This is a genomic window from Peribacillus sp. NPDC097295 (genome assembly GCF_044761665.1).
GTDB lineage: Bacteria > Bacillota > Bacilli > Bacillales > DSM-1321 > Peribacillus.
Map to the genome: position 1 here is coordinate 297817 of NZ_JBIWCW010000003.1, position 16992 is coordinate 314808.

16 protein-coding genes and 1 pseudogene are annotated in these 16992 nt (G+C 40.8%); 8 read left to right on the forward strand and 9 right to left on the reverse strand.

The genetic code is table 11. The features are described 5' to 3' along the window. The first annotated feature begins 79 nt into the window (after window positions 1-79). Complete coding sequence (locus ACIQXN_RS07795; protein ID WP_402964230.1) at window positions 80-424, forward strand: YisL family protein; 345 nt, start codon at window positions 80-82, stop codon at window positions 422-424. Between the two features lie 64 nt (window positions 425-488). Here ACIQXN_RS07795 and ACIQXN_RS07800 read toward each other — a convergent pair whose 3' ends face one another. Then, window positions 489-1055: a DUF2777 domain-containing protein gene (locus tag ACIQXN_RS07800; protein WP_402964233.1), complete on the reverse strand. Its 567-nt coding sequence runs from the start codon at window positions 1053-1055 to the stop codon at window positions 489-491. A gap of 306 nt (window positions 1056-1361) precedes the next feature. Here ACIQXN_RS07800 and asnB point away from each other — a divergent pair, with 306 nt between their 5' ends. Then, window positions 1362-3209, forward strand: a complete 1848-nt coding sequence (gene asnB, locus ACIQXN_RS07805) for an asparagine synthase (glutamine-hydrolyzing) (RefSeq protein ID WP_402964236.1) — start codon at window positions 1362-1364, stop codon at window positions 3207-3209. 43 nt (window positions 3210-3252) lie between these two features. On the opposite strand, the gene ACIQXN_RS07810 is transcribed toward asnB, so the two are convergent. Continuing rightward, entirely contained in the window at window positions 3253-5001 is a 1749-nt protein-coding gene (locus ACIQXN_RS07810; protein WP_402964239.1) for an alpha-glycosidase, read from the reverse strand. A 377-nt stretch (window positions 5002-5378) separates the two neighbouring features. Here ACIQXN_RS07810 and ACIQXN_RS07815 point away from each other — a divergent pair, with 377 nt between their 5' ends. The 4 genes from ACIQXN_RS07815 (at window position 5379) to ACIQXN_RS07830 (ending at window position 11373) form a co-directional block, all read left to right on the forward strand. Continuing rightward, a complete protein-coding gene (locus ACIQXN_RS07815; protein ID WP_402964242.1) occupies window positions 5379-6629 on the forward strand; it encodes an extracellular solute-binding protein in 1251 nt (416 codons plus the stop codon). A 134-nt stretch (window positions 6630-6763) separates the two neighbouring features. Continuing rightward, window positions 6764-8281, forward strand: coding sequence for an alpha-amylase family glycosyl hydrolase (locus tag ACIQXN_RS07820; protein WP_402964245.1), 1518 nt, complete (start codon window positions 6764-6766; stop codon window positions 8279-8281). An 85-nt stretch (window positions 8282-8366) separates the two neighbouring features. Beyond that, entirely contained in the window at window positions 8367-10016 is a 1650-nt protein-coding gene (locus ACIQXN_RS07825; protein ID WP_402964248.1) for a glycoside hydrolase family 13 protein, read from the forward strand. A 313-nt stretch (window positions 10017-10329) separates the two neighbouring features. Next, window positions 10330-11373, forward strand: a complete 1044-nt coding sequence (locus ACIQXN_RS07830) for a LacI family DNA-binding transcriptional regulator (protein ID WP_402964251.1) — start codon at window positions 10330-10332, stop codon at window positions 11371-11373. A 50-nt stretch (window positions 11374-11423) separates the two neighbouring features. Here ACIQXN_RS07830 and ACIQXN_RS07835 read toward each other — a convergent pair whose 3' ends face one another. The 5 genes from ACIQXN_RS07835 to ACIQXN_RS07855 form a co-directional block, all read right to left on the reverse strand. Then, window positions 11424-12212: an MBL fold metallo-hydrolase gene (locus ACIQXN_RS07835; protein WP_402964254.1), complete on the reverse strand. Its 789-nt coding sequence runs from the start codon at window positions 12210-12212 to the stop codon at window positions 11424-11426. A 112-nt stretch (window positions 12213-12324) separates the two neighbouring features. Further along, entirely contained in the window at window positions 12325-13188 is an 864-nt protein-coding gene (locus tag ACIQXN_RS07840; protein WP_402964257.1) for an SDR family oxidoreductase, read from the reverse strand. Between the two features lie 287 nt (window positions 13189-13475). Next, window positions 13476-13967: a YajQ family cyclic di-GMP-binding protein gene (locus ACIQXN_RS07845; RefSeq protein WP_402964260.1), complete on the reverse strand. Its 492-nt coding sequence runs from the start codon at window positions 13965-13967 to the stop codon at window positions 13476-13478. A gap of 133 nt (window positions 13968-14100) precedes the next feature. Beyond that, window positions 14101-14232, reverse strand: a complete 132-nt coding sequence (locus ACIQXN_RS07850) for a DUF3941 domain-containing protein (protein ID WP_402964263.1) — start codon at window positions 14230-14232, stop codon at window positions 14101-14103. A 68-nt stretch (window positions 14233-14300) separates the two neighbouring features. After that, on the reverse strand, window positions 14301-15167 hold the full coding sequence (locus ACIQXN_RS07855) for a DegV family protein (RefSeq protein ID WP_402964266.1): 867 nt from the start codon (window positions 15165-15167) through the stop codon (window positions 14301-14303). 156 nt (window positions 15168-15323) lie between these two features. Here ACIQXN_RS07855 and ACIQXN_RS07860 point away from each other — a divergent pair, with 156 nt between their 5' ends. Continuing rightward, entirely contained in the window at window positions 15324-16166 is an 843-nt protein-coding gene (locus ACIQXN_RS07860) for a YitT family protein (protein ID WP_402964269.1), read from the forward strand. Between the two features lie 145 nt (window positions 16167-16311). Then, window positions 16312-16557: pseudogene (gene gsiB / locus ACIQXN_RS07865) on the forward strand (glucose starvation-inducible protein GsiB); the annotation flags it as partial. Window positions 16558-16606: 49 nt separating this feature from the next. Here gsiB and ACIQXN_RS07870 read toward each other — a convergent pair. Next, entirely contained in the window at window positions 16607-16795 is a 189-nt protein-coding gene (locus ACIQXN_RS07870; protein WP_402964272.1) for a DUF3813 domain-containing protein, read from the reverse strand. Continuing rightward, window positions 16795-16941, reverse strand: a complete 147-nt coding sequence (locus tag ACIQXN_RS07875) for a hypothetical protein (protein ID WP_402867766.1) — start codon at window positions 16939-16941, stop codon at window positions 16795-16797. Before ACIQXN_RS07875 ends, ACIQXN_RS07870 begins: the two co-directional genes overlap by 1 nt. Window positions 16942-16992 lie beyond the last annotated feature (51 nt).

Genomic DNA, 16992 nt, shown 5'->3' on the forward strand with positions numbered 1-16992 from the left:
TATTACAGAAACCTTACTTTTGTATATATGTAAAAGCCTATGATATGATGAAAAGGATATTGATCGAGGGGGCAAAAAAATGGGAACTCACTTACACATAACGACCTGGGTTATCGGAATCATTCTTTTCTTTGTAACCTATTCCATGCTTAAGAATGGAAGCCCGAAAGCCAAGATGATGCACATGATTACACGTCTATTCTATCTTTTGATTTTCATCACAGGTGGAATGCTGATTACTGACTTTGGTGAGTATGCTGTGAAAATGATCGTGGGAATCATCGTGATTGCCGCAATGGAAATGGTGTTAGTTCGTACGAAAAAAGGAAAAGCCGTAAGTGCGATGTGGGCATTATTCATCGTTGCTTTAATCTTCGTCCTTTATCTAGGACTTTCCCTTCCACAAGGTTTGGATTGGTTTTAATCAGAATTGGAAAAGGACAAATGGGTTCATCTCATTTGTCCTTTTTTGTACGCGAATTTTTATATCAGAGGGAATTCACTTTTTCTATGATGATTCGCTTGCCTGTATTAAGGGTGAACTCAAAGCGGTCATGGTCCTTTTTTCCGTATGAAAAATGATGCTGGACGAGACAGATTTGGGACTCATTATCAAACGTGAAGAAATTGACGCCGGACTGATTGGTCAGTTCCCTTAAAAAAGTAAGTTGATTGTAGCTGTATATACAATCATAAACCGAAAAATCAAGCGAGTTCAAGGTCGTTACGAATTGGAAAAAAGAATCATCATTCAATTCTTCTAACAACCGTTCAAATGAATATAATAGTTTTTTTTGAATTCTTATCGGTTCATTGTCTCTTAGGAATGTGAATTCGCGATGAAGGTGGATTTTCCCCTCTGCTTCTAAAAATCCCTGCTGCCATCGGCCACCCCTGTATACTTCAATGATGCTCTGAAGGTGGTCTTCAATCGATGACGCCTCATCGGTTTCATCGTCAAAAAAGATCCATTGTTGATTGATATTTTCCACAGTTCCTTCGGTAAACGCTCGTGTTTGCCTGTTCATTAACTTCGTTCGATGTTGCTGACTCATGCTTATACCTCCAATAGGGGAATCCTCACCTACTTTTTAGTCAAAATCCAATGAAAATATAACGGTATATTTTAAAATGTTATGGACAAATAACCAACTTTCCATCTTTGCATAGGCTATGTTAAACACGGGATGCCTTACTCAACAGTTCTTTACCATCATCAAGTAGAGGAGCAGAGGCTTCCACGGATCAGTGCAAAGTAGAATACTTGGAATTAAGGCCAGAACGTAACGTTATGGATACCTAATACTTAAAAGGCAGACGGCTATATTATTTGATCGTCCAGATGGAAAGGGTGAAGTGTGATGTGTGGAATTACAGGTTGGGTGCATTTTCAAAAGGATTTACGGACGGAAACTAAAACAGTCGAACAGATGACAAAAACATTGGCAAAGAGGGGTCCGGATGCGGAGAATGTATGGAGCGAATCCCACGTTGCCTTTGGCCATAAAAGATTAACGGTTGTCGATGCAGAGGGCGGAAAACAGCCGATGACAAAGGAAGGCGAAGACGGCAGATATACCCTTTGTTACAACGGCGAATTATATAACACCGAAGACATTCGAAAACAACTATTATTAAAAGGATATTCCTTTAAAGGCCATTCTGATACAGAAGTTTTACTAACTTCATATATAGAGTGGAAGGAAAAGTGTGTCGAGTTATTTAATGGGATTTTTGCCTTTGCGATTTGGGATGAAAGAGAACAGAAATTATTCATTGGTAGAGACCGTATGGGTGTTAAGCCGTTCTTCTATGCTGAAAGGAACGGAGGGTTCATTTTTGGATCTGAACTAAAGGCGATACTGGCTCATCCGGACGTCAAAACGGAAATCGACAGGGAAGGTCTAGCCCAAGTGTTTGGAGTGGGCCCTTCTCGAACTCCGGGTTCAGGTGTTTTTCATGGTGTGAAGGAACTGAGGCCTGCCCATGCACTTACTTTATCCAGAAAAGGTCTGCGGATATGGAGATACTGGAATGTTCAGAGTGAAGAACATCGTGATTCACTGGATGAGACATCTGAAAAAGTTCGCTTTCTATTAAAAGATGCCGTGACCAGGCAACTCGTCTCCGATGTCCCGCTATGTAGCTTTTTGTCAGGGGGAGTCGATTCAAGTGCGATTACTGCTATAGCAGCGAATGAATACTTGAAAGATGGTAAAGGAAGGTTGCATACGTATTCCATAGATTATGAGGATAATGAGAAATATTTTAAGGCGAATGAATTCCAGCCTAACTCTGACGGACCCTGGATTAAGAAAATGTCGGATACTTTCAACACGGTACATCATTCTTCAATCATTACCCAGGAGCAGTTAACCGATTATTTAATTGAGGCCGTCCATGTCCGGGACCTACCGGGAATGGCGGATGTTGATTCCTCCTTGCTTTGGTTCTGTAAAGAAATAAAGCAAGATTTCGTGGTCGGTTTATCAGGGGAGTGTGCAGATGAAATTTTTGGTGGGTATCCATGGTTTCATCGTCCAGAGGATTTAAACCGCCCTGGATTTCCATGGATGAGGTCGACCGGTGAGCGGGAATCGCTACTGAAAGAGGGATGGCGGGAAAAATTGGGGTTGGAAGAATATGCGAGAGAAGCGTATTTGACGACTGTTCGAGAAACGCCAAGGCTCGAGGGGGAAAAAGGGGAGGACGCTAAGCGCAGGGAGCTTTTCTACGTCAATTTATTATGGTTCATGACAACACTCCTTGATCGGAAAGACCGGATGAGCATGGGGGCAAGTCTTGAAGTGCGAGTTCCATTTGCGGATCACCGTTTGGTCGAATATGCCTGGAACATCCCTTGGGATATGAAGATGACAGGTAACCGGGAGAAGGGGATATTACGTAAAGCGTTAGAAGGGATGTTGCCCGATGAGGTGTTATACCGTAAAAAAAGTCCCTACCCGAAGACCCATAACCCAGTCTATACGGACCGTGTGCAAACGTGGTTAAAAGATATCTTGACTGACAAAAGTTCCGTCCTGCATGAGTTCTTCGATCAGCAGAAAATGAACGATATAGTCGAGTCAAAGGGAGCCGCTTTTAAGGTGCCTTGGTTCGGGCAATTGATGTCAGGTCCCCAGTTAATCGCTCATTTGGCTCAGATAGATGTATGGTTCAAGCAATATGATATTCAAATCATTGATTGAAAAAAAGGGGCAGCGTATAGTACGCGTGCCCCTTTTCCTTGCCTCAATGATCAAATGCAAGAATTCTATATTGATAGCCACCTAGTTCAAAGCGGCCCTCCTTCGTTATTTCCTTCGTTCTTAAATCGACAATGGAATGACCTGTTTCAAAAGGCAGGGTATAAGACTGTGGGCGATCTGTCGGGTTAAGCAGGATTACAACAGAGCGTGCCTCGTTGAACTTTCGATAGGCGACGACATTTTTGTTATCAGATGAATTAAGGAACTCGAAATGTCCATCATTTGCAAGCAAACCTTCTTCTTTTCGTAATGCAATCAATTCCTTGATTGCGTTAAAAAGTTCACGGTTCTGTTTCTCTTCCTCCCATACCATGCATTTGCGACAACCGGGATCCTGGTCGCCGGTTAAGCCTATTTCATCTCCATAATAGATACAGGGACTGCCATTGAAAGTCAGCAGAATGGCGTGAATCAGCATGGCTCTTGCCAAGTCTTCCCCGCAGTCTGTAAAGATACGTGGTGTATCGTGGCTTCCCAGAAGGTTGAATGTAACATCAAATACATTAGTTGGATAGCTATGGTAGATGGCTGTCATTTCTTCGATGAACTGCCTAGCATCGATAGTTTGTGAGGCGACAAGACGGAACACGTTATTGGTAAATGGGTAATTCATGACAGCATCGAATTGGTCACCCCTCAGCCATGGCATGGAATCATGCCATATTTCCCCAAGAATATACAGATCAGGCTTAATGGTTTTCACTGTTTTCCGGAAATCACGCCAGAATGGTGAATCAACTTCATTGGCTACATCGAGCCTCCAGCCATCAATATCGAACTCCTTGATCCAATAGGCAGCGGCTTCCAAGAGATATTCTTTGACGTCAGGATTGGCTGTATTCAATTTTGGCATCGACTCAAAGAAACCGAATGTTTCATAATTGGGCCATTCTCCCCCTTTTAAGGGAAAACCATGGGGATGGAACCAATCCTTATATTTCGAGTTCTCCCCTTTTTCAAGAAGGTCTTGAAACGGAGGAAAATAATACCCACTGTGGTTGAAGACAGCGTCGAGCATGACACGGATATTTCGTTTATGGCATTCTGCAACCAGCTTTTTCAAATTCTCTTTAGTACCGAATTGCGGATCGATTTCCATATAATCGATCGTGTCATATTTATGGTTGGAATGAGCGTGGAAAATGGGAGTTAAATAGAGGCCGCTTATGCCAAGGTCCTCTAAGTAATCCAGATGTTCGATAATCCCTTCGAAGTCCCCTCCAAAGAAATTATCCACTGTTGGTTCTTCGCTGCCCCAAGGCTTCGCACCAACCGGATCGTTATCGGGATTTCCATTTGCGAATCTCTCAGGGAAGATTTGGTACCAAACGGTATCCTTTACCCATACAGGTGCATGGAATACTTCATTTGCATGAAGATATGGAACGGCGAAATAACAGCCTGTATCATCTGGAGCCTCCTCGAAAAATCCTTTCTCCGTGTAGATGAGTTCTTCTTCTCCAGAATGAAGCTTAAATCCATATCTGATTCTCCGGTAGGGTGGCTTCACGTAAATCTGCCAATAATCATAATTGCTATCACTTCCGGAAAGGTCCATAGGCGCTTGATCATACTGCCAATGACCATCATCAAGCAAATTGGGGTCCCCGAAAATAAGTCCGACAGATGAAATATCTTGTTTTTTTGTACGAAGGCGGATATGAAGAGTTTCGGCGTCGATGCTGTAAGCGAAATTGTCAGTAGGACGGTGCTGGATGGACGATCGTTCCATTGAAAAACACTCCAATTCTAGTCAGGATTAATTTTTGATTGCAGGTAGAACTATCAGTCTGCTAATGGGAGGAATAATATGTACATATAACAAGATGAAGAATATTGATATTTCAAAATTCTTATGTAAAGTATATACCCATTTTCTTGAAAAAAAGCACCTAATTACTAAAAAAATCGGAAAAAGATTGCTTCTTTTCAAGAATATAAATAGATATAGGTAAATGTTGTAAAACGTAAGTCTTCTCATATAATGGTAACAATGACGCTGGATTCCGTATTCACTGTACGACTTACGTTCTGTAATTTTTCCAGTGGCGTAAACAATTGGGGGATTTGGGACATGATAGAATCAAACATTCTAAAAGGAGAATAAAAGTGAAGAAGTCGATGATCTACTTATTAATGTCCCTATTTCTAATCGCTACCGGAAGTGCTTGCGAATCCAGTACAAATAAGGAACCTAAAATAGTGAAGGAAAGTAAGAAGCGTGAACAAGAAATCACGAATGAAGAAAAACCGGAAAAATTGATCGTTTGGGAGGAAGAGAAAAAAGGGGGTGCTTTAAACCCCATCCTTAAAGGGTTCGAAAAGGAATACGGCATCAGGGTGGAATACAAAGAGGTCGATGTAGACGATGGAATGTATACACAATTACGACGGAAAGGACCGATTGGGAAATCCCCGGATATCGTGACCCTTTCTCATGAAAAGGTTGGTCAGTTAGTGGAGGAGGGGCTAATTCAGGAAATAAAGGTGGCTGAAGAAGTGGTAACCCCATTTTTAGAAACGGCGGTTTTCGCGGAAACCTATCAAGGAAAGCTTTTCGGCTTGCCGAAGTCAGCGGTCACTTCTGTTTTGGTGTATGACAGGAGAATGTTACCCCAGGCCCCTAAAACTATGAATGAATTGTATAAAAAAGCAAAAAAAATGCGCCAAGGAAAGGAATATGGATTCGCGGCTGCATGGAACGATTTCCATGAGGCATATGGAATAGTAATTGGGATGGGCGGATATGTATTCAAACGGGATGGGAAGACAGTAAGTCCTGCGGATATTGGCTTAAATAATGAAGGTGCAGTAAGAGGTGCAAGCTATATTCAGAAATGGTATAAAGCTCGCGCCATTCCAGAAGGTGACAAGGAAGATTTGGAAAAAATGTTTAGGGAGGGGAAGGTAGCCTCCATCATGAGTTCAAAAACTGCATTGATGGAGAGGGAGGATGTCGGTATCGCGCCGATGCCAAAATTGCCAAAAGGGACCCCGATGAAAACAATCCTTGAAATGAAAGGATGGCATATTACTGCTTTCACCCAATATCCTTATTGGTCCACAAAATTAGTCGAATATTTATCAAATGAAAAGAATGCGCTGCTTCGCTTCGAAAAAACGGGGGAAATTCCCCCTATGAAAACGATCAGTGATCATAAGGCTATTAAAGATAGTGAAAGAGCACAAGCCATTGCCATACAATTACAATACGCAGAACCAGTACCGAATATTCCAGAAATGAATAAAGTGTGGGGCCCGATGGATTCTGCCATGAAACAAATCACTGCTTTGGAAAGCAAACCGAAAGCGGCTCTGGACGAAGCGGTAAAGAAGATAGTGAGAAGGTACGATGATTGAATATCCTTTTGTCATATCAGTCGCCATCCATATTGTCTCATATGTGTAAAATTATTTATAATATGGATTTGACGTTAGGGGGGACAAACGGATAATCTTAAAGGCGTAAAGAGATAGCTAGGAGGAGAGCGGATATGAAAAAAAGGGTGTTATCACTCGCTTTAATTCCGTTGCTTCTTTTTTACGCCATTCCTGTAGGAGCAGCTGAAAAAGAACAACGAACGTGGAAGGATGAAATCGCATACTCAGTAATGATAGACAGATTTTTTGATGGAAATCCTAAAAATAATGGGGATGCTGATGTATTGAATCCTTCGGCCTTTAATGGTGGAGATTTCGAAGGAGTTACGAAAAAGCTAAATTACCTAAAAGATATGGGATATACCGCTATCATTCTGTCTCCTATTTTTTCTAATGAAGATAATGGATACCATGGGGACTGGGTGAAGGATTTTTATAAAACAGATGCACACTATGGTACGAAAAAAGAATTCAAAAAGCTAGTTAATGAGGCTCATAGTCGCGAGATGAAGGTGATCCTCGATTTTCAGGTCAATAATGTAGGACCGAATCATTCCTGGCTGAACGATCCAGATAAAAAAGACTGGTTCCATGAAAAAAAGGATATTTCCATGGATAGTGGACAAAGGAATCTGGAAAGCGGCTGGGTTAATGGCCTTCCGGATTTAAATCAAGATAATCAGGAAACACGGGAATATTTATTAGATGCTGCAAAATGGTGGATTGCAGAAACGAATATTGATGGGTACCGTCTCAATCAAGTTCAACACGTCCCAAAGGATTTTTGGAAAGAATTCGTTAAAGTCGTCAAATCTGAAAAATCAAATTTCTATACCGTTGGTGACGTTCAAGGCGATGCCGATTTGATTGCAAGTTATAAAGAAGCAGGTATCGATGCTTTCATGGATTACCCACAAAATGCAGAACTTCGGAAAGCGTTTGCTGCCCCAGATCAAGACCTGGCTCCTGTATTGGATGCTGCTAAAGATCCGAGCTTTACACAGGCATTGTTCATGGATACCCAGAATATGCCCCGTTTTACTAAGGATGCAGCCGACCATAACGAAAACCCGGGAGCAAGATGGAAGATGGCCTTATCATATATTTATACGACACCGGGCGTTCCAATTGTGATGTATGGATCGGAAATTGCTCTTAATGGCGATAAAGCACCGAATAATCATCAATTGATGAATTTTAAGACAGAACAAGAACTAGTGGAATATATAACAAAACTTTCTGACCTTCGTGAAATGTACCCTGCATTATCTAAAGGAAATATGAAGGTTTTGTACCAAAAGGGTGGTACAGCGGTCTTTAAACGTGTATATGACGACGAAACGGTGGTAGTCGTTATGAATAACACAACAAAAACGCAAACGATAAAACTTGCTGAAAAGAATCTTGAAGAGAATAAAGAGTTGAGAGGCATGCTAAATGGGGATTTGGTGCGTAGTAAGGACAACAGCTACTCCATTGTAATCGACAGGGAATCAGCGGAGGTTTATACCCTTGCCTCCAAGTCGACAATCAATATTCCTTACTTGATTATTATCGGGTTGGTCCTTGTCATTTTTGGTATTTTTATTGCTTTGATCCTGAAACGTTCAAAGAGGAATCGATTAAAGTAAACATGTACCTCTCGATTTATGGCAGCTATAAAACGATGTCCCTAAGGCTTTGTGGAATACTGAATCCGAATCGGGGGTGTACAGCATGAAAAAGACCTGGTGGAAAGAGGCTGTTTGCTATCAAGTTTACCCACGCAGTTTCATGGATAGTAACGGTGATGGAGTGGGAGATTTAAGGGGATTGATTTCCAAGCTGGATTACTTGCAGGAACTTGGCATTGATGTGATTTGGATTTGCCCGTTCTACAGGTCCCCCAACGCTGATAATGGATACGATATCAGCGATTATCAAGCGGTTTCCGAGGAATTCGGTACGATGGGTGACTTGGAATATTTGTTGGAAGACGTGCATCGACGCGGCATGAAGGTGATTCTTGACTTGGTGATCAATCATACGAGTGATGAACATCCTTGGTTCGTGGAGTCGCGTTCTTCAAAGGAAAACCCAAAACGAGATTGGTATATTTGGAGAGACGGCAAGGATGGCAGGGAACCGAACAACTGGGAAAGTATTTTTTCAGGGAGTGCATGGAAGTTCGATGAATGGTCAAATCAATTCTACCTACATTTATTCGCAGAAAAACAACCCGATTTAAATTGGAAAAGTAACGAAGTACGGCAGGCGTTATACAATATGGTGACCTGGTGGCTAGACAAAGGCATCGATGGTTTCCGGATTGATGCCATTACACATATCCATAAGCGCGAAGGTTTGCCTGATATGCCCAATCCTTATTGGCACCAATATGTCCCGGCGTTTGAGATGCATACCAATCAGGAAGGGATATTGGATTACCTCCAGGAGCTTAAGGAAGAAACTTTTGCAAAGTATGATATTATGACCGTTGGTGAGGCCAATGGCGTAAGGATTGAACAAGCGGACGACTGGGTCGGGGAAGAAAACGGAAAGTTCAATATGATTTTTCAATTCGACCATCTGGGTCTATGGAATCGGGGACATGATCATCATGTAGACGTGTTTGAGTTGAAAAGGACCATGACAAAATGGCAAAAGGGACTTCATAATAAAGGCTGGAATGCTTTGTTTTTTGAAAATCATGACCAACCGAGAAGTGTATCCACATGGGGAAACGATCATCAATATTGGTTGGAGAGCGCAAAAATGATTGGTGCTCTGTACTTTTTTATGCAAGGGACACCATTTATTTATCAAGGGCAGGAAATCGGCATGACCAACGTACAATTCGATTCCATTGATGATTATGATGATGTAGGCATGAAGAATTTTTATCAAATTGAGACCTCGAAGGGACGCTCCCATGATGAAATCATGCAAATCATTTGGCAGAATGGTCGTGACAATTCGCGAACACCCATGCAATGGAATGATACGGAACATGGGGGGTTTACGGATGGAACGCCATGGATGAAAGTGAACTCCAATTATCGTGCGATAAATGTGGAAGAGCAAAAGAATAATCCTGATTCCATCTATCACTTTTATAAAAAGATGATCGTTCTTCGGAAAAAACATCAAGTATTAGTATATGGGGAATATGATTTATTATGGGAGGATCATTCCGAACTTTATATTTATACAAGACAAATGAATGGCGAGTCAGTGAAGGTTATCTGCAACTTTAGTTCGAATCATCACTATATCGATGCATCAGGTTGGGGGGATATGGAACTATTATTAGCGAATTATGAGGGTATTGAAGACCATTCCAGACTGAATTTACGACCCTACGAAGTGAGGATTTATTATCAATAGGGAAGCACGCAACCATTGCTGGTACTGAAGTGGTTGGTCGTCTGACTTCTGTCCATTTATTCAAACATATTTATTTCAATCATGGAGCTGATTTAATTCAGCTCCTTTTTTTTCGAAACTGGGGAAGAAACGTAAAGTTGATATTCTTAAAATATTGGAAAATTTGAAAAAAATAATGGATATAAGTGTTATGTTGAGTGTATTATAGATACATATAATTGTATATTTATTTAATGTATTGGGAAAGTATTATTGACTTGCACGTAGGTGATTCAGAAAAGTCATTCATACTATGAGAGGAGACAGGTGATTCATGGCAATTACGATAAAAGATGTAGCTCAACTGGCGAATGTAGCACCTTCAACAGTTTCGCGAGTGATTGCAAACAATCCTCGAATTAGCGAGAAAACCAAAGTGCGTGTGCGTAAAGCAATGGAAAAGTTGGGATATCATCCGAATTTCATTGCACGCAGTCTTGCGAATCAATCCACTAGGATTATAGGTTTGGTCTTACCTTGTTCGTCAAGCGTTATTTATCAAAATCCGTACTTTTCAACAATCCTCCAAGGGCTTAGCGAAGGGGCTCAGGAAAAACAATATTCTCTGTTACTGAGCACAGGGAAGACGGAGGATGAAATCTACGAAGGAATCGTGAAGATGGTACAGGGGGGGATGGTTGATGGCATCATCCTCATGTATTCAAGGATGAATGACCACATTCTTACCTATCTAAAAGCGAGGGATTTTCCATTCGTCATGATTGGAAAGCCATATGATTTTATAGATGAAATATCGTATGTGGATAATGATAATATCCTGGCAGCAGAACAGGCGACAGATTATCTACTTCAATTAGGGCATGAAAGAATTGGCTTCATTGGTGGTGACAAAAAGTATGTGATGACACTCGATCGCTTAGCTGGATATGAAAATGCATTAAAAAGGGCAGGCATCGTACCTAGAAGCGAATATACGATTCAGGGGGAATTTTTACATAATGGTGGACGGGCAGCGGCAAATAGTTTTTTATCTATTGAAGAGCCTCCGAGCGCATTGATTGTAAGTGATGAATGTGTAGCACTTGGAATTGTCCACGGACTAAGAGAGATGGGGATACGCACTCCCGAAGAAATATCAGTCGTCAGCTTTAATAACGTACTTTTCTCAGAATTTTCCCTGCCTGCACTTACTTCAGTCGATATAAACATCTTCGATCTTGGATACCAGGCAGCCAAATCAATCATCCAAAAGTTACAGAATGGAAAAGAGCCGGGAGGAATCATCATTCCCCATTATTTCGTGGAAAGGAGTTCCTGCCGACCTTTAAAACAAGAATCGTTGGTCATGAATTATTAAAGGGAATGGAGCATTATGAGCATTATGTCTCACGATACCTTTATGGTACGTTAAAATTGTACGCTGAAGCTATTGAATGAATGAATACCGGTTCCATGCCTATGCAGGTTATGTTCCCGAAGGTACTGAACCCCTTCAAGTGCGTCGAAAAGGGTTGTTGACTCGAGTCCCAGTTGGTTATGCCCCCCATATATTTTGGAGACGCCTTTTATTTGAGCAATTCTTTCTAAAGAATTAACAAGGTCAACAGGATTCGTCGATGGATAAAATGCGTAGATGGGGGTTTCAGCATAAAATAGGTCTCCGGTAAATAAATAGCCTGTTGGCTGGTCGAAAATAGAAATGTGACCCGGTGAATGCCCAGGTGTATGGTAAATGGCCAAATCACGTTTCCCGAGATGGATGATATCTCCGTCTACAAGTACTTTATCAGGAATCCCTTGAAATGGACGATATGTATGAGGGTTAAATGATTTTGGTACAGGCCTTGTGATGTCTCTGCTCATATCTTTTCGTATTTGATCTAAAGACAATCCTTTAATTCCGTTAATCAGCCAGTCCGCATCATCTTGATGAACATATATAGTATCGAATTCGCCATGGCTTCCAATATGATCAGCATGTACATGTGTAGTCAGGACAATAATGGGAAGATCGGTTAATTGATCCGTTATCCGTTTTATGTGATCGATTCCTAATCCGGTATCGATCAAGGCTGCCTTTTCCTTCCCTAGCAATAAAAAGGAATGTACTTTCTCCCAATGGCCATATTCACTAATCGCAAACGTTTTCGGATCTAATTCTGTAACAGTAAACCAAGGATCGACAATTGTATTCATAAAAACAACTCCTTTCTTGTCCTTGAATTCGACAATTCTAAACTGAATCCTTCAGGATAATAAAAAAGGCAGCGGATCTTCAGAAGATCCGCTGCCTTTATCATTTTTATGATTAACCGTTCACTACGGAACCACCATTCACGTGGATGACTTGTCCGCTGACGTAAGATGAATCGTCACTCGCAAGGTATACATAGGCGGGTGCCAATTCTTCTGGCTGTCCAGCACGACCCATTGGTGTATTTTGACCGAATTTGGCTACATCTTCTTCACCGAATGATGCAGGGATAAGCGGCGTCCAGATAGGCCCTGGAGCTACACCATTCACACGGATTCCATCTTTGGAAATGGAGTTGGAAAGCGCTCGTGTAAATGCTAAGATGGCACCTTTAGTGGAAGAGTAATCAATTAATTTTGGATTACCTTGATAAGCTGTGATTGAGGTTGTATTGATGATGCTGCTTCCTTTTTTCAAATGCTTCAAAGCGGCTTTCGTCAAGTGGAACATGGAAAAGATATTTGTTCGGAACGTTTTTTCCAATTGCTCAGCCGATATGTCTAGGAGGCTTTCTTGCACATGTTGTTCACCCGCATTGTTTACAAGGATATCTAAGCCGCCGAATTCTTCGATTGTTTGTTTGACGATATCTTGACAGAATGCTTCGTCACCGATATCACCTGCAAGAAGCAAGCATTTTTGCCCTTCCTGTTCGATTAATTCCTTGGTTTTTTTCGCATCTTCGTGCTCATCCAAATAGGCTACAACTACATTGGCTCCTTCTTTTGCATAATAGATGGCGACCGATTTACCAATACCACTATCTCCACCAGTTACAATAGCCGTTTTCCCTTTTAATTTGCCACTGCCTTTATATTCCGATTTTACCGACTCAGGATTCGGATCCATCTTTGTCTCTACTCCTGGTTGATGTTGTTGGTGTTGCGGTGGAAATCCTTGTTTATTTTGTTCAGCCATGAATAACCCTCCTGAATTTTGTTTTTCCTACTATTCCTTTTTTTTGAATGGTTTAAACATGTTGAATCACGCAAGAATAGCTTTTCCACTCTCCTCGGAAACGATACACATTATGAATGAAGGTGAGATGCAGACGCATTTAGGTTCTGCTAAAAAAATGGTTGAGTAAGAAGGGAATATAATAATGGAGGCATCGTTTTTTTAAAAAGTTTAGATACTGAAGTCCTTGGTGGGAGGTGTCAAAAACCTGAATGAAAAAAGCCCACCCAAAACGGGTGAGCTTGCCATTAACGGTAATTTAAAAACTGTACTTCGATGGATAAATCAGCGCCACGAATGGCAGAGATGATGCCTTGTAGGTCATCCCTGTTTTTACCGGTAACGCGAATTTGATCATCTTGAATTTGACTTTTGACTTTTAGTCCACTGTTTTTAATGATGGTATTGATTTTTTTTGCTTGCTCTTTGTCGATGCCTTGAATGAGCTTAGCCCGTTGACGGACCGTGCCGCCTGAAGCGCCTTCAATTTTTCCATAATCCAGGTTTTTGATAGGAACCCCACGTTTTACAAGCTTACTGATTAATACATCCTTTAATTGATCAAGTTTATATTCATCGTCAGAAACCAAAACGAGGTCTTCTTTGTCGATGGTGATATTGCTTAAGCTTCCTTTAAAGTCATAGCGTGTTTGTATTTCTTTCATTGCCATGGTTACAGCATTTATCACTTCAGGGAAATCTACTTTGGATACGATATCGAATGAATTTTCCTTTGCCATTACTTACCTCCAGCAGGTTTTATTTCTTTTATTATAGAGAAGATAAGTAAGGAAGACAAGACATTCAGTCGGTAGAGTAGGTGGGATGAGATAAGTGCTGTAAAGAAAAAACGAGGGTGGATTCCCCCTCGCTTCATTTATGATCTGTTTTTTTCGAATAAGAGTGTTTTCCTGCTTTGAGATTTTCTTGGTAGGCGATATTTTTTTCAGCGTTTCTTGCTTGGTTATCTTCGGGTCTTTTATTGTTATCTTTGGTTTTTGACATAATAAAACTCCCTTTCATAATCATGATCAATAGGTATTGTTCACAATTATAAGAGGGAGTATGCATATTTATGATTTCGCAGGGGTATCGTTTAAGAAGAAGATACCAATTGTACCTGGACCAGTATGTGCCCCAATTACCGAACCGATTGAGTGAATCATGAAATTGGTCGTTCCAAATTCATTTTGAATGGCTTCTTTCCATTCTAATGCTGATTCTTCGTCATCACCGTGACAAATGGCGATCGTTTGGGTAGAAAGATTTTTGCCTCGCTCATGCATTAAATCCATCATTCTTTTCACCAATTTCTTTTTGCCGCGTATCTTCTCAAGTGGAACAAGCTTTCCATCCTCTACATTCAGTAGCGGTTTAATGTTTAATAATCCCCCAACAAGGGCAGATGTTTTGGAGATACGGCCACCCCGCGCCAAGTATTCAAGGTCACCTACTGTGAATAGGTGCTCCATATGCTTGATGAGGAATTCTATATGTGCTAAAATTTCTTCTTTGGAAGCTCCGTTTGTTGCTAACTGGGCAGCTTGTTCTACAATCATGCCTATACCCAATGAAGCACATTTTGTGTTGATGATTTCTATGTCCAAATCAGGGTATTCTTCCTTAACCTGGTTATGAATCATAACGGCTGTTTGGTAAGTCCCGGATAACTCAGAAGAAAAGGCTATATAAATGCCTTGTTTTTTCTCCTTGGCAAATTCCGTGAAAACCTTCAGGAAATGTTCAGGAGAAACTTGTGAAGTTTTAGGGGCTTTACCATTAAGCATGGCTTGGAATATTTCCTTTGAATTGATGGAAAGGATATCTTCGTAATTTTGCCCATCCAAATGAACCTGTAAAGGGATCAATGATACATTGTTTTCTCTATAGAAAGACAATGGCAAATCACATGCACTATCCGCAAGAATCGTGATAGCCATAATACACCCGCTTTCTTTTTTACAAAATTTAGTAAATGTGTTTTTTACTCTTATTAGTTTAGCACGTAACGGTAAAAATACAATCACTACGTTTGTAGAAAGAGAAAATAAGGGGAATTGGCCACTGAAAATAGAATATATTAGGAGGTTTTTTGGTTGTACGGTAACGAGGTAAAGAAAATTTTAGTAGTCATAATTGGTGCATTTTTAAATGCTGTTGCAATGAACTTTTTCCTGATTCCCGCCAACGTCTATGCAAGTGGATTTACGGGGGTGGCCCAGCTATTATCAAGTATTATAGGATCTTTTGCACCATTTAATGTTTCTACGGGTATCTTACTCTTTCTCTTAAATATTCCAGTCACAATAATTGCCTGGAAAAAAGTCGGGAAGTCCTTTACCTTTTATAGCTTCCTTAGTGTTATATTGATGAGTTTATTCATGGAAATCATTCCACTTACACGATGGTCGCCCGACATTTTATTAAATGCTGTGTTTGGTGGTGTAATAGCGGCTGTTGGAGTTGGGATAACCTTGAAATACGGTGCATCAACAGGTGGTATGGATATAATCGCCATGCTTTTATCGCGTAAAAAAGATAAGCCTGTCGGAACTTATTTATTTCTTCTGAATGGCATAATCATCTTGTCGGCGGGCGCAATTTATGGACCGGAAAAGGCTTTATATACGCTCGTTACACTCTATACATCAACTCGAGTGGTGGATGCCATACATACACGCCATGAAAAGTTAACAGCGATGATCATTACTAAGCAAAGCGAGGAACTGAAAGAAGCCATTCATGCGCAATTGGTTCGAGGCATTACAAGGTTACCTGCCAAAGGGGCATTCACCAATGAAAGTAAGGAAATGCTGATGATTGTCATCACCCGGTATGAATTATATGATCTGGAGAGAATCATTCAAGAAGTCGATCCACATGCCTTCACGAATATCATTGAAACGTCAGGAATTGTCGGTACCTTCCGAAGAGAATAAAAGAGCGTTTTTACCATTTTTTTCAAAGTCGTTGCACTTCAGTGACAAATGGAGAGATGAGGTTGATTTACGTTTAGGGCCTGTACAAAATGGATAAATAAGGAACGTAACGCCAAGAACAAATCTTGATAAGGAGTGATTAACAATGGATAAGGCTGAAAAAATGAGTAGGGAAGAAGCCGGACGTAAAGGTGGCGAAGCCACTTCAAAAAATCACGACAAGGATTTCTACCAAGAGATTGGACAAAAAGGCGGAGAAGCAACTTCGGATAACCACAACAAAGAATTTTATCAGGAAATTGGTCAAAAGGGTGGGGAAGCCACATCCGATTCCCATGGTAAAGATTTTTATAAAGAAATCGGTGAAAAAGGCGGCAAGGCCAGGAATAACGAGTAAGAGAGAAAAGCCTCCAGAAATTCTGGAGGCTTTTCTCTCTTACTTATTTAAGATGGTTTTCCAATTTTTCCTGAAGTTCACGCAACTGCTCTTTTTCAGCGTTATTCGTATTGGCATTCGCCGAGGAAAGAGCATTTTTAGCGATTTCCACAGTTTTTTGGTCGCCATCCTGCTCAGAGTGGAGAGCTTCGTCAACAAATTCCCTTGCTTGCTGGAATAATTTGTTTCCCATTAGAAGCCACCATAGCTTTGTTCTGACATAATTCTTAATCTGTCCTTTTCAGCCTCTGCATACGTAGTGTGATAAGGGATTTTTTCAGCGTGTTTGGCAACACTTTCTTTGCCTTGCTGTACAAACCGTTTTGATTTTGTTCCCATTATTATCTCCTCCATATCTGAGCGTTTGACAACAACTTTCAAGATGTTGTC

Excerpts from the sequence above, each read along its gene's own strand:
- ACIQXN_RS07845 (WP_402964260.1), bottom strand. The coding sequence starts at position 13,967 with ATGGCAAAGGAAAATTCATTCGATATCGTATCCAAAGTAGATTTCCCT.
- ACIQXN_RS07795 (WP_402964230.1), top strand. The coding sequence starts at position 80 with ATGGGAACTCACTTACACATAACGACCTGGGTTATCGGAATCATTCTT.
- ACIQXN_RS07840 (WP_402964257.1), bottom strand. The coding sequence starts at position 13,188 with ATGGCTGAACAAAATAAACAAGGATTTCCACCGCAACACCAACAACAT.
- ACIQXN_RS07870 (WP_402964272.1), bottom strand. The coding sequence starts at position 16,795 with ATGGGAAACAAATTATTCCAGCAAGCAAGGGAATTTGTTGACGAAGCT.
- ACIQXN_RS07835 (WP_402964254.1), bottom strand. The coding sequence starts at position 12,212 with ATGAATACAATTGTCGATCCTTGGTTTACTGTTACAGAATTAGATCCG.
- ACIQXN_RS07855 (WP_402964266.1), bottom strand. The coding sequence starts at position 15,167 with ATGGCTATCACGATTCTTGCGGATAGTGCATGTGATTTGCCATTGTCT.
- ACIQXN_RS07875 (WP_402867766.1), bottom strand. The coding sequence starts at position 16,941 with ATGGGAACAAAATCAAAACGGTTTGTACAGCAAGGCAAAGAAAGTGTT.
- ACIQXN_RS07825 (WP_402964248.1), top strand. The coding sequence starts at position 8,367 with ATGAAAAAGACCTGGTGGAAAGAGGCTGTTTGCTATCAAGTTTACCCA.
- ACIQXN_RS07820 (WP_402964245.1), top strand. The coding sequence starts at position 6,764 with ATGAAAAAAAGGGTGTTATCACTCGCTTTAATTCCGTTGCTTCTTTTT.
- ACIQXN_RS07810 (WP_402964239.1), bottom strand. The coding sequence starts at position 5,001 with ATGGAACGATCGTCCATCCAGCACCGTCCTACTGACAATTTCGCTTAC.
- ACIQXN_RS07850 (WP_402964263.1), bottom strand. The coding sequence starts at position 14,232 with ATGTCAAAAACCAAAGATAACAATAAAAGACCCGAAGATAACCAAGCA.
- ACIQXN_RS07830 (WP_402964251.1), top strand. The coding sequence starts at position 10,330 with ATGGCAATTACGATAAAAGATGTAGCTCAACTGGCGAATGTAGCACCT.
- ACIQXN_RS07800 (WP_402964233.1), bottom strand. The coding sequence starts at position 1,055 with ATGAGTCAGCAACATCGAACGAAGTTAATGAACAGGCAAACACGAGCG.
- asnB (WP_402964236.1), top strand. The coding sequence starts at position 1,362 with ATGTGTGGAATTACAGGTTGGGTGCATTTTCAAAAGGATTTACGGACG.